Source organism: Klebsiella sp. P1927 (assembly GCF_018204675.1).
GTDB lineage: Bacteria > Pseudomonadota > Gammaproteobacteria > Enterobacterales > Enterobacteriaceae > Klebsiella > Klebsiella pneumoniae.
On record NZ_CP073377.1, the window covers coordinates 993654 to 1005526 of the forward strand.

Sequence of the window (11873 nt, forward strand, 5' to 3'; positions counted from 1 at the left end):
TTCCTTTTTGACATCAGTAAGAGATTAACGCTTCAGCGCGTCGCTCAGCTGCTCGCGCATGTTCGCCAGCATCGCTTTCACCACGCGCGGGTTACCGGCAACGATGTTGCCCGTCAGCATATAGTTATGACCGCCGGTGAAGTCGCAGACAATCGCGCCAGCTTCACGGGCGATCAGTTCGCCTGCGGCGAAATCCCATGGTTTCAGGGCGATCTCAAAGTAACCGTCAACGCGGCCGGCGGCCACATAGGCCAGATCCAGCGCGGCAGAGCCGGTGCGACGGAAGTCGGCACATTCGGTAAACATGTTGCCGAGAATATTCATGTAGGTGGTGGCGTGCTGCTTCGCTTTGAACGGGAAGCCGGTCGCGATAATGGTGCCGTCGAGGTCGCGAGCGTTGCTGCCGCGCAGACGGTAGCCGTTCAGCTGCGCGCCCTGGCCGCGGGTCGCGGTAAACAGTTCGTTACGCATCGGATCGTAGACCACCGCGACTTCAGTACGACCTTTGATGCGTACGGCGATGGAAACAGAGAAGTGCGGCAGACGTTTAACGAAGTTGGTGGTGCCATCCAGTGGATCGATAACCCATTGAACATCCTGCTCTTCGCCAGCGTGTTCACCGCTTTCTTCGGTGATAATGGTGTGCTGCGGGTAAGATTTGCGAATGGTTTCGATAATAATCGCTTCGGCGGCTTTATCGACGTTGGTCACAAAATCATTGCTGCCTTTCTGGCTGGTTTCTACGGTGTCTGGCGTTTCGTAGTGTTTGGCAATTAAATTACCCGCCTTGCGCGCGGCGCGCACGGCGATGTTCAGCATCGGATGCATCGGTCTCTCTCACTGGATGTTAAAGAACGGGAAAAAACGGCGCATATAATAGCAGCCAAATCTGCTTATGTCTCCGTTTTATGGTAGCATGCACGAATAATCTTTAGCCGAAGAACCATAATGCTGCAAAATATTCGAATCGTACTGGTAGAAACTTCCCATACCGGCAACATGGGCTCCGTAGCCCGCGCGATGAAAACCATGGGCTTAACTAACCTGTGGCTGGTCAATCCGCTGGTCAAACCCGATTCGCAGGCGATAGCCCTGGCCGCGGGCGCCAGCGACGTGATCGGCAACGCGCAGATTGTCGATACCCTTGATGAAGCGCTGGCAGGCTGTAGCCTGGTGGTTGGCACCAGCGCGCGCTCCCGCACGCTGCCGTGGCCGATGCTCGACCCGCGCGAATGCGGTCTGAAAAGCGTCGCCGAAGGTCAGCATGCGCCGGTGGCGCTGGTCTTTGGCCGCGAGCGCGTTGGTCTGACCAACGATGAACTGCAGAAGTGCCACTATCACGTGGCGATCGCCGCCAACCCGGAGTACAGCTCGCTGAACCTGGCGATGGCGGTGCAGGTTATCGCCTATGAAGTGCGGATGGCCTGGCTGGCGGCGCAGGAGCAAGCGCAGCCGGCGGTTGAGCATGAAGAGGCGCCGTACCCGCTGGTGGACGATCTGGAGCGATTCTACGACCATCTTGAGCAGACGCTGCTGGCGACGGGCTTTATCCGCCCGAATCATCCGGGGCAGGTGATGAACAAGCTGCGTCGTCTGTTCACCCGCGCGCGTCCGGAAAGCCAGGAGTTGAACATCCTGCGCGGCATGCTGGCGTCTATTGAGCAGCAGAATAAAGGTAAGTAACTGCGTTAACGCCGGATGGCGTTTCGCTTATCCGGGCAACGAATCGGGCTCGCCTGGCGGGATGAAGGTATCAGGCTATGCGGAAGTAAAACGGCACGGAAAGCCAAATACCTGACTAAAACAGTCAAGTAAATAGTTGACCAAATTACTCGGGAATGTCAGACTTGGCCCTGCTATGCAATACCCATATTAATAAAAAGCCCGGCCAGGGGCGAGTTTGAGGTTAAGTAAGACATGAGACTGACATCTAAAGGGCGTTATGCCGTGACCGCGATGCTTGACGTTGCGCTCAACTCTGAAACGGGCCCGGTGCCGTTGGCAGATATTTCAGAGCGTCAGGGAATTTCGCTTTCCTATCTGGAACAGCTGTTCTCTCGCCTGCGTAAAAATGGCCTGGTTTCCAGCGTTCGTGGCCCAGGTGGTGGTTATCTGTTAGGTAAAGATGCCGGCAGTATCGCCGTCGGCGAAGTCATTAGCGCCGTGGACGAATCCGTTGACGCCACCCGTTGCCAGGGCAAGGGCGGCTGTCAGGGCGGCGATAAATGCCTGACTCACGCGCTGTGGCGCGACCTGAGCGAGCGCCTGACCGGCTTCCTGAACAATATCACCCTCGGGGAACTGGTGAATAACCAGGAGATCCTCGATGTTTCCGGTCGTCAGCATCAGCACGAAACCCAGCGCAATGCGCGCACCCAGGACGCGATTGACGTTAAACTGCGCGCCTGAGTGACCCGTCCCGTTTCGGGCTGCGGCTGACAGGGCAAGGCGGCGCGAAACGGCGGGACAACGATTATAAAGAGCTTTCAGAATCAGGCCGGGATGCTCCGACATTCCGTGTACTCGGTCGTACATCAAGCCGGTTGCCTGATTCCTTGCATTGAGTGATGTACGGAGTTTAAGAGCAATGAAATTACCGATTTACCTCGATTACTCCGCAACCACGCCGGTGGACCCGCGTGTTGCCGAGAAAATGATGCAGTTCCTGACCATGGACGGGACCTTTGGTAACCCGGCCTCCCGTTCCCACCGTTTTGGCTGGCAGGCTGAAGAGGCGGTTGATATCGCCCGCAATCAGATTGCCGAGCTGGTCGGCGCCGACCCGCGCGAAATCGTCTTTACCTCTGGTGCGACTGAATCCGACAACCTGGCGATCAAGGGTGCAGCCAACTTTTATCAGAAAAAAGGCAAGCACATCATCACCAGCAAAACCGAGCATAAAGCGGTTCTGGATACCTGCCGTCAGCTGGAGCGCGAAGGCTTCGAAGTGACCTACCTGGCGCCGCAGAGCAACGGGATTATCGATCTGAAAGAGCTGGAAGCAGCGATGCGTGACGACACCATCCTGGTTTCCATCATGCATGTGAATAACGAAATCGGCGTGGTGCAGGATATCGCTACCATCGGCGAGATGTGTCGCGCCCGCGGTATCATTTACCACGTAGACGCCACCCAGAGCGTGGGCAAGCTGCCTATCGATCTGAGCCAGCTGAAAGTTGACCTGATGTCCTTCTCCGGTCACAAAATCTACGGTCCGAAAGGCATCGGCGCGCTGTACGTGCGTCGTAAGCCGCGTATTCGTATCGAAGCGCAAATCCACGGCGGCGGCCACGAGCGCGGTATGCGTTCCGGTACTCTGCCTGTTCACCAGATCGTCGGCATGGGTGAAGCTTACCGTATCGCCAAAGAAGAGATGGAAAGCGAGATGGCGCGTCTGCGCACGCTGCGCAACCGTCTGTGGAACGGCGTGAAGGATATGGAAGAAGTGTACCTCAACGGCGACCTCGAGCAGGGCGCGCCGAACATTCTTAACGTCAGCTTCAACTATGTTGAAGGCGAGTCGCTGATTATGGCGCTGAAAGACCTGGCGGTTTCCTCCGGTTCAGCCTGTACTTCGGCGAGCCTTGAGCCATCCTACGTGCTGCGCGCGTTAGGCATGACTGATGAACTGGCGCACAGTTCTATTCGTTTCTCTTTAGGTCGTTTCACTACCGAAGAAGAGATTGACTATGCCATCGATCTGATTCGCAAATCCATTGGCCGTCTGCGCGAGCTTTCTCCGCTGTGGGAAATGTTCAAACAGGGCGTGGATCTGAACAGCATTGAATGGTCACATCACTAATTCGGCACCAATAAGGAGAATTCATCATGGCTTACAGCGAAAAAGTTATCGATCATTACGAGAATCCGCGCAACGTCGGCTCTTTTGACAACAGCGACGAGAACGTCGGCAGCGGCATGGTCGGCGCGCCGGCCTGCGGCGACGTGATGAAGCTGCAGATTAAAGTCAACAATGAAGGTATCATTGAAGACGCGCGCTTCAAGACCTACGGCTGCGGTTCCGCTATCGCTTCCAGCTCCCTGGTTACCGAGTGGGTGAAGGGCAAATCGCTGGACGAAGCGCAGGCGATCAAGAACACCGATATCGCCGATGAACTGGAACTGCCGCCGGTGAAAATCCACTGCTCGATCCTGGCGGAAGACGCGATTAAAGCCGCGATTGCGGATTACAAAAGCAAACGTGAAGCAAAATAATTAGTTGAGGTTTTGTTATGTCGATTACTCTTAGCGACAGTGCAGCAGCGCGAGTCAATGCCTTCCTGGCGAACCGCGGTAAAGGGTTTGGCCTGCGCCTGGGCGTAAGAACCTCCGGCTGCTCGGGTATGGCCTATGTACTGGAGTTTGTTGACGAGCCGGCGGCTGAAGACACCGTGTTTGAAGACAAAGGCGTGAAGGTCGTGATCGACGGCAAAAGTCTGCAATTCCTCGACGGCACTCAGCTGGACTTCGTCAAAGAAGGCCTCAACGAAGGGTTCAAATTCACTAACCCTAACGTCAAAGATGAGTGCGGCTGCGGCGAAAGCTTTAACGTATAATCGGTACTCCTCAACCCCACCGCGGTCACGCCGCGCGTGGGGTTTTAATTTAGATGCATGACCCTGAGGTTACTATGGACTATTTCACCCTCTTCGGGTTACCAGCCAGCTATACCCTCTCGCTTGAACAACTGGCTGTCCGGTATCAGGATCTGCAGCGCCAGTACCATCCGGATAAATTTACCAGCGCGCCTGCGGCGGAACAGCTTGCGGCGGTTCAGCATTCCGCCACTATAAACCAGGCCTGGCAGACGCTGCGCCATCCGCTGACTCGCGCAGAATATCTCCTTTCGCTGCATGGCTTCGATCTGGCCAGCGAGCAGCATACCGTTCGCGATACCGCGTTCCTGATGGAACAGCTGGAATTGCGCGAAGAGCTGGATGAGATCGGCCAGGCGAAAGACGACGCGCGGCTGGAAGGTTTTATCAAACGGGTGAAAGCGCTGTTTGATACCCGTCAGCAGCTGATGGTTGACCAATTGCATAATGAGAGCTGGGAGGCGGCGGCGGACACGGTTCGTAAGCTCCGTTTCCTCGATAAACTGCGCAGCAGTGCTGAAGAACTCGAAGAAAAACTGCTCGATTTTTAATTTTCGGAAGCAATTATGGCCTTATTACAAATTAGTGAGCCCGGCCTGAGCGCCGCGCCGCACCAGCGTCGTCTGGCGGCCGGTATCGACCTGGGCACCACCAATTCTCTGGTGGCTACCGTGCGTAGCGGCCAGGCCGAGACTCTGCCCGATCATCAAGGCCGCTATCTGCTGCCGTCGGTGGTGAACTACCACGCTTCGGGGCTGACCGTCGGCTATGACGCCCGGCTTAACGCCGCTCAGGATCCTGCCAATACCATCAGCTCCGTGAAGCGGATGATGGGGCGCTCTCTCGCCGATATTCAAAACCGTTACCCGCATCTGCCGTATCAGCTGCAGGCCAGTGAAAACGGCCTGCCGATGATCCAGACCGCCGGCGGCCTGCTGAACCCGATTCGCGTCTCCGCCGATATCCTCAAAGCGCTGGCCGTCCGGGCGACCGAAGCGCTGGCCGGCGAACTCGACGGCGTGGTCATTACCGTTCCCGCTTACTTCGATGACGCTCAGCGCCAGGGAACCAAAGACGCGGCGCGTCTGGCGGGCCTGCACGCGCTGCGCCTGCTCAATGAGCCGACCGCGGCGGCTATTGCCTACGGCCTCGACTCCGGCCAGGAAGGGGTCATTGCGGTCTACGATCTCGGCGGCGGCACCTTTGATATCTCCATTCTGCGTTTAAGCCGCGGGGTGTTTGAAGTGCTGGCCACCGGCGGCGACTCGGCTCTCGGCGGCGATGATTTCGATCACCTGCTGGCTGACTACCTGCGCGAGCAAGCGGGCTTCAGCGACCGCAGCGATAACCGTCTGCAGCGTGAGCTGCTGGATGCCGCCATCGCGGCGAAAATCGCCTTGAGCGATGCCGAGGCAGCGCACGTCGAGGTCGGCGGCTGGCAGGGCGATATCACCCGCAGCCAGTTTAACGATCTGATTGCCCCGCTGGTAAAACGTACCCTGATGGCCTGCCGTCGGGCGCTAAAAGACGCTGGCGTTGAAGCGCAAGAAGTGCTGGAAGTGGTGATGGTCGGCGGTTCGACCCGCGTGCCGCTGGTGCGTGAGCGCGTTGGCGAGTTCTTTGGTCGCACTCCGCTGACCTCCATTGACCCGGACAAAGTTGTCGCCATCGGCGCGGCGATCCAGGCCGATATCCTGGTGGGCAACAAGCCGGACAGCGAACTGCTGCTGCTCGACGTTATCCCGCTGTCGTTAGGCCTGGAAACCATGGGCGGCCTGGTGGAGAAAGTGATCCCGCGTAATACCACCATTCCGGTGGCCCGCGCGCAGGAGTTTACCACCTTCAAAGATGGCCAGACGGCGATGTCCATTCACGTGATGCAGGGCGAGCGTGAGCTGGTCCAGGATTGCCGTTCGCTGGCGCGCTTTGCGCTGCGCGGTATCCCGGCGCTGCCGGCGGGCGGGGCGCATATTCGCGTTACCTTCCAGGTGGATGCCGATGGCCTGCTGAGCGTTACGGCGATGGAAAAATCGACCGGCGTGGAAGCCTCCATCCAGGTGAAACCGTCTTACGGTCTGACCGATGGCGAAATCGCCACCATGATTAAAGATTCGATGAGCTACGCCGAACAGGATATTCAGGCGCGCATGCTGGCTGAACAGAAAGTGGAAGCCGCGCGCGTACTGGAGAGCCTGACAAGCGCGCTGGCCGCCGACGCCGCGCTGTTAAGCGCCGCGGAGCGTCAGGCCATCGATGCCGCTGCGGAGCAGGTACGCGCCGCCGCGGCAGGCGACGACGCTGACGCGATTAAAGAAGCGATTAAAAATATCGACACACAAACCCAGGAATTCGCCGCTCGCCGTATGGATCAGTCGGTCCGTATCGCGCTGAAAGGCCAATCCGTGGACGAGGTTTAAAATGCCAAAAATTGTATTTCTGCCCCACCAGGACCTGTGTCCGGATGGCATCGTTGTGGAAGCTGAGACCGGTGAAACCATTCTCGATGCCGCGCTGCGTAGCGGTATCGAAATTGAACACGCCTGCGAAAAATCCTGTGCCTGCACCACCTGCCACTGCATCGTGCGTGAAGGTTTTGACTCGCTGGCGGAAAGTAGCGAAGATGAAGACGACATGCTGGATAAAGCCTGGGGGCTGGAACCTGACAGCCGTCTGAGCTGCCAGGCGCGCGTCACCGACGAAGATCTGGTCGTTGAGATCCCGCGTTACACCATCAACCACGCACGCGAGCACTAATATGGCACTGAAATGGACCGACAGTCGCGAAATCGGCGAAGCCTTGTATGACGCTTACCCGGATCTCGACCCGAAAACCGTTCGCTTTACCGACATGCATCAGTGGATTTGCGATTTGGAAGAGTTTGATGATGATCCAAACGCATCCAATGAAAAAATTCTCGAGGCGATTCTGCTAGTCTGGCTAGACGAGGCCGAATAATTTCGCGTTAAGCGAAAACATTTTAACGGGCTGCCATAGGGTGGCCCGTTTGCTAAGAAGGATAATGATAATGACCGAAGCTATGAAGATTACGCTTTCTACTCAGCCAGCCGATGGACGCTGGGGAGAAAAAGCGACCTGGAGCATCAATAACGACGGCATCGCTCTACATCTCAACGGTAAAGACGACCTCGGGCTTATCCAGCGCGCGGCGCGCAAAATTGACGGCATGGGCATCAAGCACGTCGCCCTGAGCGGCGAAGGCTGGAACACCGATCGCGCCTGGGCCTTTTGGGCCGGCTATAAAGGGCCGAAAGGTCAGCGTCAGGTCGAATGGCCATCCCTTGACGACGCGCAGCGCAGCGAGCTGGATAACCGCCTGACGATCATCGACTGGGTGCGCGACACCATCAATGCGCCGGCGGAAGAGCTGGGTCCGGAGCAGCTGGCGCAGCGCGCTGTCGACCTGCTGTGTGGCGTGGCGGGTGAGAAGATAAGCTATCGCATCACCAAAGGCGAAGATCTGCGCGAGCAGGGCTATCTTGGTCTGCATACCGTGGGCCGCGGCTCCGAGCGTCCGCCGGTCCTGCTGGCGCTGGACTATAACCCGACCGGCGATAAAGAGGCGCCGGTATACGCCTGCCTGGTGGGCAAAGGCATCACCTTTGATTCCGGCGGCTACAGCATCAAGCAAAGCGCCTTTATGGATTCGATGAAATCCGATATGGGCGGTGCGGCGACTATCACCGGCGCGCTGGCTTTCGCCATTACCCGCGGTCTGAACAAACGCGTGAAGCTCTACCTGTGCTGCGCCGACAACCTGATCAGCGGTAACGCCTTCAAACTGGGCGATATTATTCATTATCGCAACGGCAAAACCGTTGAAGTTATGAACACTGACGCGGAAGGCCGCCTGGTGCTGGCGGATGGCCTGATTGACGCCTCGGCGCAGAAGCCAGAGCTGATCATCGACGCCGCCACCCTGACCGGCGCGGCGAAAACCGCGTTGGGCAATGATTACCACGCGCTGTTCAGCTTTGACGATGCGCTGGCGAATCGCCTGCTGGCGAGCGCTCAGGCGGAAAACGAAGCCTTCTGGCGTCTGCCGCTGGCCGAGTTCCACCGCAACCAGCTGCCGTCCAACTTTGCTGACCTGAACAACACCGGCAGCGCGGCCTATCCGGCCGGCGCCAGCACCGCGGCGGGCTTCCTGTCCCACTTCGTGGAAAACTACCATCAGGGTTGGCTGCATATCGACTGTTCGGCAACCTACCGCAAATCTGCCGTTGAGCAGTGGTCGGCGGGCGCCACCGGGCTTGGCGTGCGTACCATTGCTAACCTGCTGACAGCTGAGTAATGGCCTTGCCGGGTGGCGCTGCGCTTACCCGGCCAGGAAAACCATATGCCCGCGTGGACGAATGGCCGCCGGGCAATTCATTGTGAAGTAGCCAAACTATGTCAGATACAAAAAATGAATTAGAAACCCTGCTGGAAAAAGCGGCGACTGAGCCCGCCCATCGTCCGGCATTTTTCAGCGCGCTGCTGGAGGCCACCGTCTGGGTGCCGGGCAGGGCAGCCGATGGCGAGCAGATTGTCGAAGATAGCGCGCTGGATCTGCAGCATTGGGAAAAAGACGACGGTACCTCGGTGATCCCATTCTTTACCTCGCTGGAGGCGCTGCAGCAGGCGGTGGCGGATGAACAGGCTTTCGTGATGATGCCGGCCCGCACGCTGATGGCGATGACGCTGGGCGAATCGTTATTCCTCAACCCGAAGCTGCCGAGCGGCAAAGAGTTCACCCCACGGGAAATCAGCCATCTGTTAGGCGAAGAGGGCAGCCCACTGAGCACCCAGACGGTACTGGAAGGCGGCGAAGCGCTGCTGCTGTCTGAAGTCGCCGAACCGCCGGCGCAGATGGTCGATTCGCTAACCACGTTGTTCAAAACGCTGAAGACCGTCAAGCGGGCGTTTCTGTGCTCGATTAAAGAGCGCGCCGACGCGCCGGCCAACTTATTGATCGGGATTGAAGCGGAAGGGGATATTGAAGCCATTATCCAGACCACCGGCAGCGTGGCCACCGATACCTTGCCAGGCGACGAACCTATCGATATTTGCCAGGTGGTGGAAGGCGAGAAGGGCATCAGCCATTTTATGATTGCCCATATCACGCCGTTCTATGAAAAGCGCTGGGGCAGCTTCCTGCGCGATTTTAAGCAGAACCGCATTATCTGACAGCGGGGGCGGCAGCCCCCGCTGTTTCTTTATGCTTCCAGTTCGAGGCACAAAAGCGGGGTGGCAAAAGCTAATGCAGGGCGGCAAAGATTCGCGGATAGGCAGACACCATGTGATAGAGGAGAAATCCCGTCACGCACAGCGTGACAATGCCGTTGAAGAGCGCCATATCCCCGCGCCAGGCCCGGCACCTCTCTTCGCCCAGCAGAGAACGTAGCGCTGCCACCAGCCCGCCGACCAGCATAAACGCCAGTAACACCCCTGCCATTTGCGCGATAACAATGTACCAGCCCAGCGGCGTATTCACGCCCCGGGCGCTCATCAGCGCGATCTGCGCCGGCAAAATCGTCTGGAACCCGAGGGTAAGTATCATGAGAAGACGCAGGTCCGCCAGCTGAGCGTCGAACGTGCGGGCCAGGCGCCGGGCGTCACGCAGGAGCAGCACCCCTGACGCCACCGCCGCGGCAACGCTGATGTGCTGGAGAATAAAAATATATAACGCCAGGGTTCCGGATAGGACCCGGGACAAAAAGAACAGATTGCAAAAGACAATGACCAGCAGGCCAAATTTTGTGACCCAGGCACGGAATACCTCGCCGGGCCAGCGACGGCTTGACGCTGGGTTATGCATCATCCACGCGGCAAGGGTCGACTTACCGTAACCGGGAGCGAGCAGCACCATCAGAAAACCCAGCAGCGCCTGATGGCAATAGGTGACTAACGGAACGTCTTCGAGAGTGACCCCGAGAAAGCGGGTATACACGGAGACTGGCGCAGGCACCAGGCTTAGCCATGTCCGGTTCCATTGCGGCCAAAAATAAAGGATCGCGCCGCCTGCCAGCAGGCCAGCTATACCTCCCAGCCAGGGAAGGCGCGGTGAATAAGCCGAATGTGGGTTAGAGACTAATGCCATTTTCACTCCTTGTGGTGACATCAGATTGGGATGGACTGGATGCGCTATCAGCCCTGAGGAATTCTGTACCAGTGCTCTGCCTCCCCATCAGGCAAAGCGAACTCGGCAGGAACAAGCCCTGCGGCAGCACAGAGTAACCGGTTTAGCGAGAAGCAGAAGAAAGTGGGAGAGAAAATCAGAAATTATTTAGTGACCGCGGAACGGGAGGCCCGCGGTCACGCTGTGTTTACGGAGCGGCAGGGGCCGGTTCAATCGGCAGATCGCTCCGCGCGCCCCATTCGCTCCAGGAGCCGTCATACAGGCAGACGCCGTTCACGCCAAGCGTGGTGAGCGCCAGCACGACCACCGCCGCCGTCACCCCCGAGCCGCAGCTGGCGATGATCGGCCGTTCAAAATCGACACCCTGACGTAAAAAGATGTCGTTCAGCTCGTCAACGGTTTTCAGTTCGCCGTTAATCACCAGATCCGTCCACGGTACGTTCAGCGCGCCGGGGATATGCCCGCGGCGCAGGCCCGGGCGCGGTTCGTCGGCCTGGCCGTTAAACCGGGCCGCCGGACGGGCATCGACAATCTGCGCCGATCCTTCATGGCTGACCAACAGGACGTCGGTCAGACGCTTAATTTGTTGAGGATCGAACCGCACGTCGAATTCCCCTTCGGCCACCTCCGGCATCCCTTGTTCCAGCGGCAGTTCGTCGCGCCGCCAGCCCTCCAGCCCGCCGGCCAGAATTGACACCTTCTCTACGCCAAAGGTGCGCAGCATCCACCACGCGCGCGGGGCGGAAAACAGATTGCCTTCGTCATAGACCACCAGATGCTTATCGCTGCAGACGCCCAGTTCGCGCATGGCGACGGCAAACGCTTCGGCCCGCGGCATCATATGCGGCAGCGGACTGGTGTGGTCGGATAGCGCCTCGATATCGAAAAACAGCGCGTTCGGCACATGGCCGGCGCGGTATTCCGCGGCCATATCCCGCAGGGCCTCCTGCCCGGCGGGCGCCATGCGGGCGTCGATAATCTGAATTTCCGGGTCATCAATATGTTCTGCCAGCCAGTCGGCAGCGACAAAAAACGAGGTGGACATAGGTGCCTCCGTTTTATTATTCATGACTGAATTGTCGGCGTTTTAGCTGGCGCTGACAAGTTAAGGACGCCAGAGTGGGGACGGCGTCACGGC

14 protein-coding genes are annotated in these 11873 nt (G+C 58.2%); 11 read left to right on the top strand and 3 right to left on the bottom strand.

Annotation, left to right across the window (positions count from 1 at the left end):
* Positions 1–24 precede the first annotated feature (24 nt).
* On the bottom strand, positions 25–828 hold the full coding sequence (gene suhB / locus KB892_RS05130) for an inositol-1-monophosphatase (protein WP_002913995.1): 804 nt from the start codon (positions 826–828) through the stop codon (positions 25–27).
* Between the two features lie 120 nt (positions 829–948).
* Between suhB and trmJ the strand changes: the two genes are divergently transcribed.
* From trmJ to sseB, 11 genes are all read left to right on the top strand, one after another.
* Positions 949–1683: a tRNA (cytosine(32)/uridine(32)-2'-O)-methyltransferase TrmJ gene (trmJ, locus tag KB892_RS05135; RefSeq protein ID WP_002913994.1), complete on the top strand. Its 735-nt coding sequence runs from the start codon at positions 949–951 to the stop codon at positions 1681–1683.
* Between the two features lie 234 nt (positions 1684–1917).
* Positions 1918–2409, top strand: a complete 492-nt coding sequence (gene iscR, locus KB892_RS05140; RefSeq protein WP_002913993.1) for a Fe-S cluster assembly transcriptional regulator IscR — start codon at positions 1918–1920, stop codon at positions 2407–2409.
* Positions 2410–2587: 178 nt separating this feature from the next.
* Positions 2588–3802, top strand: coding sequence for a cysteine desulfurase (gene iscS / locus KB892_RS05145; RefSeq protein ID WP_002913992.1), 1215 nt, complete (start codon positions 2588–2590; stop codon positions 3800–3802).
* Positions 3803–3828: 26 nt separating this feature from the next.
* Positions 3829–4215, top strand: coding sequence for a Fe-S cluster assembly scaffold IscU (iscU, locus tag KB892_RS05150; protein WP_002913991.1), 387 nt, complete (start codon positions 3829–3831; stop codon positions 4213–4215).
* 17 nt (positions 4216–4232) lie between these two features.
* Positions 4233–4556 carry an iron-sulfur cluster assembly protein IscA gene (gene iscA, locus KB892_RS05155; protein WP_002913979.1) on the top strand — a complete coding sequence of 108 codons (324 nt, stop codon included), beginning with the start codon at positions 4233–4235 and terminating at the stop codon, positions 4554–4556.
* A 74-nt stretch (positions 4557–4630) separates the two neighbouring features.
* Positions 4631–5146: a co-chaperone HscB gene (gene hscB, locus KB892_RS05160; protein ID WP_002913974.1), complete on the top strand. Its 516-nt coding sequence runs from the start codon at positions 4631–4633 to the stop codon at positions 5144–5146.
* Between the two features lie 15 nt (positions 5147–5161).
* Positions 5162–7012: a Fe-S protein assembly chaperone HscA gene (gene hscA / locus KB892_RS05165; protein WP_211778022.1), complete on the top strand. Its 1851-nt coding sequence runs from the start codon at positions 5162–5164 to the stop codon at positions 7010–7012.
* 1 nt (position 7013) lies between these two features.
* Entirely contained in the window at positions 7014–7349 is a 336-nt protein-coding gene (gene fdx / locus KB892_RS05170; protein WP_002913956.1) for an ISC system 2Fe-2S type ferredoxin, read from the top strand.
* A 1-nt stretch (position 7350) separates the two neighbouring features.
* Positions 7351–7551: a Fe-S cluster assembly protein IscX gene (iscX, locus tag KB892_RS05175; RefSeq protein WP_002913954.1), complete on the top strand. Its 201-nt coding sequence runs from the start codon at positions 7351–7353 to the stop codon at positions 7549–7551.
* A gap of 70 nt (positions 7552–7621) precedes the next feature.
* A complete protein-coding gene (gene pepB / locus KB892_RS05180; RefSeq protein ID WP_002913953.1) occupies positions 7622–8908 on the top strand; it encodes an aminopeptidase PepB in 1287 nt (428 codons plus the stop codon).
* Between the two features lie 98 nt (positions 8909–9006).
* Positions 9007–9783, top strand: coding sequence for an enhanced serine sensitivity protein SseB (sseB, locus tag KB892_RS05185; protein ID WP_002913952.1), 777 nt, complete (start codon positions 9007–9009; stop codon positions 9781–9783).
* A 70-nt stretch (positions 9784–9853) separates the two neighbouring features.
* Here sseB and KB892_RS05190 read toward each other — a convergent pair whose 3' ends face one another.
* Together KB892_RS05190 and sseA are read right to left on the bottom strand one after the other, a co-directional pair.
* Positions 9854–10696, bottom strand: a complete 843-nt coding sequence (locus tag KB892_RS05190) for a hypothetical protein (protein WP_004188864.1) — start codon at positions 10694–10696, stop codon at positions 9854–9856.
* A 226-nt stretch (positions 10697–10922) separates the two neighbouring features.
* A complete protein-coding gene (gene sseA, locus KB892_RS05195) occupies positions 10923–11780 on the bottom strand; it encodes a 3-mercaptopyruvate sulfurtransferase (protein ID WP_002913950.1) in 858 nt (285 codons plus the stop codon).
* Positions 11781–11873: the final 93 nt, after the last annotated feature.

Excerpts from the sequence above, each read along its gene's own strand:
- sseA (WP_002913950.1), bottom strand. The coding sequence starts at position 11,780 with ATGTCCACCTCGTTTTTTGTCGCTGCCGACTGGCTGGCAGAACATATT.
- fdx (WP_002913956.1), top strand. The coding sequence starts at position 7,014 with ATGCCAAAAATTGTATTTCTGCCCCACCAGGACCTGTGTCCGGATGGC.
- trmJ (WP_002913994.1), top strand. The coding sequence starts at position 949 with ATGCTGCAAAATATTCGAATCGTACTGGTAGAAACTTCCCATACCGGC.
- sseB (WP_002913952.1), top strand. The coding sequence starts at position 9,007 with ATGTCAGATACAAAAAATGAATTAGAAACCCTGCTGGAAAAAGCGGCG.
- hscA (WP_211778022.1), top strand. The coding sequence starts at position 5,162 with ATGGCCTTATTACAAATTAGTGAGCCCGGCCTGAGCGCCGCGCCGCAC.
- KB892_RS05190 (WP_004188864.1), bottom strand. The coding sequence starts at position 10,696 with ATGGCATTAGTCTCTAACCCACATTCGGCTTATTCACCGCGCCTTCCC.
- iscU (WP_002913991.1), top strand. The coding sequence starts at position 3,829 with ATGGCTTACAGCGAAAAAGTTATCGATCATTACGAGAATCCGCGCAAC.
- iscR (WP_002913993.1), top strand. The coding sequence starts at position 1,918 with ATGAGACTGACATCTAAAGGGCGTTATGCCGTGACCGCGATGCTTGAC.
- suhB (WP_002913995.1), bottom strand. The coding sequence starts at position 828 with ATGCATCCGATGCTGAACATCGCCGTGCGCGCCGCGCGCAAGGCGGGT.
- iscA (WP_002913979.1), top strand. The coding sequence starts at position 4,233 with ATGTCGATTACTCTTAGCGACAGTGCAGCAGCGCGAGTCAATGCCTTC.
- iscS (WP_002913992.1), top strand. The coding sequence starts at position 2,588 with ATGAAATTACCGATTTACCTCGATTACTCCGCAACCACGCCGGTGGAC.
- pepB (WP_002913953.1), top strand. The coding sequence starts at position 7,622 with ATGACCGAAGCTATGAAGATTACGCTTTCTACTCAGCCAGCCGATGGA.
- iscX (WP_002913954.1), top strand. The coding sequence starts at position 7,351 with ATGGCACTGAAATGGACCGACAGTCGCGAAATCGGCGAAGCCTTGTAT.
- hscB (WP_002913974.1), top strand. The coding sequence starts at position 4,631 with ATGGACTATTTCACCCTCTTCGGGTTACCAGCCAGCTATACCCTCTCG.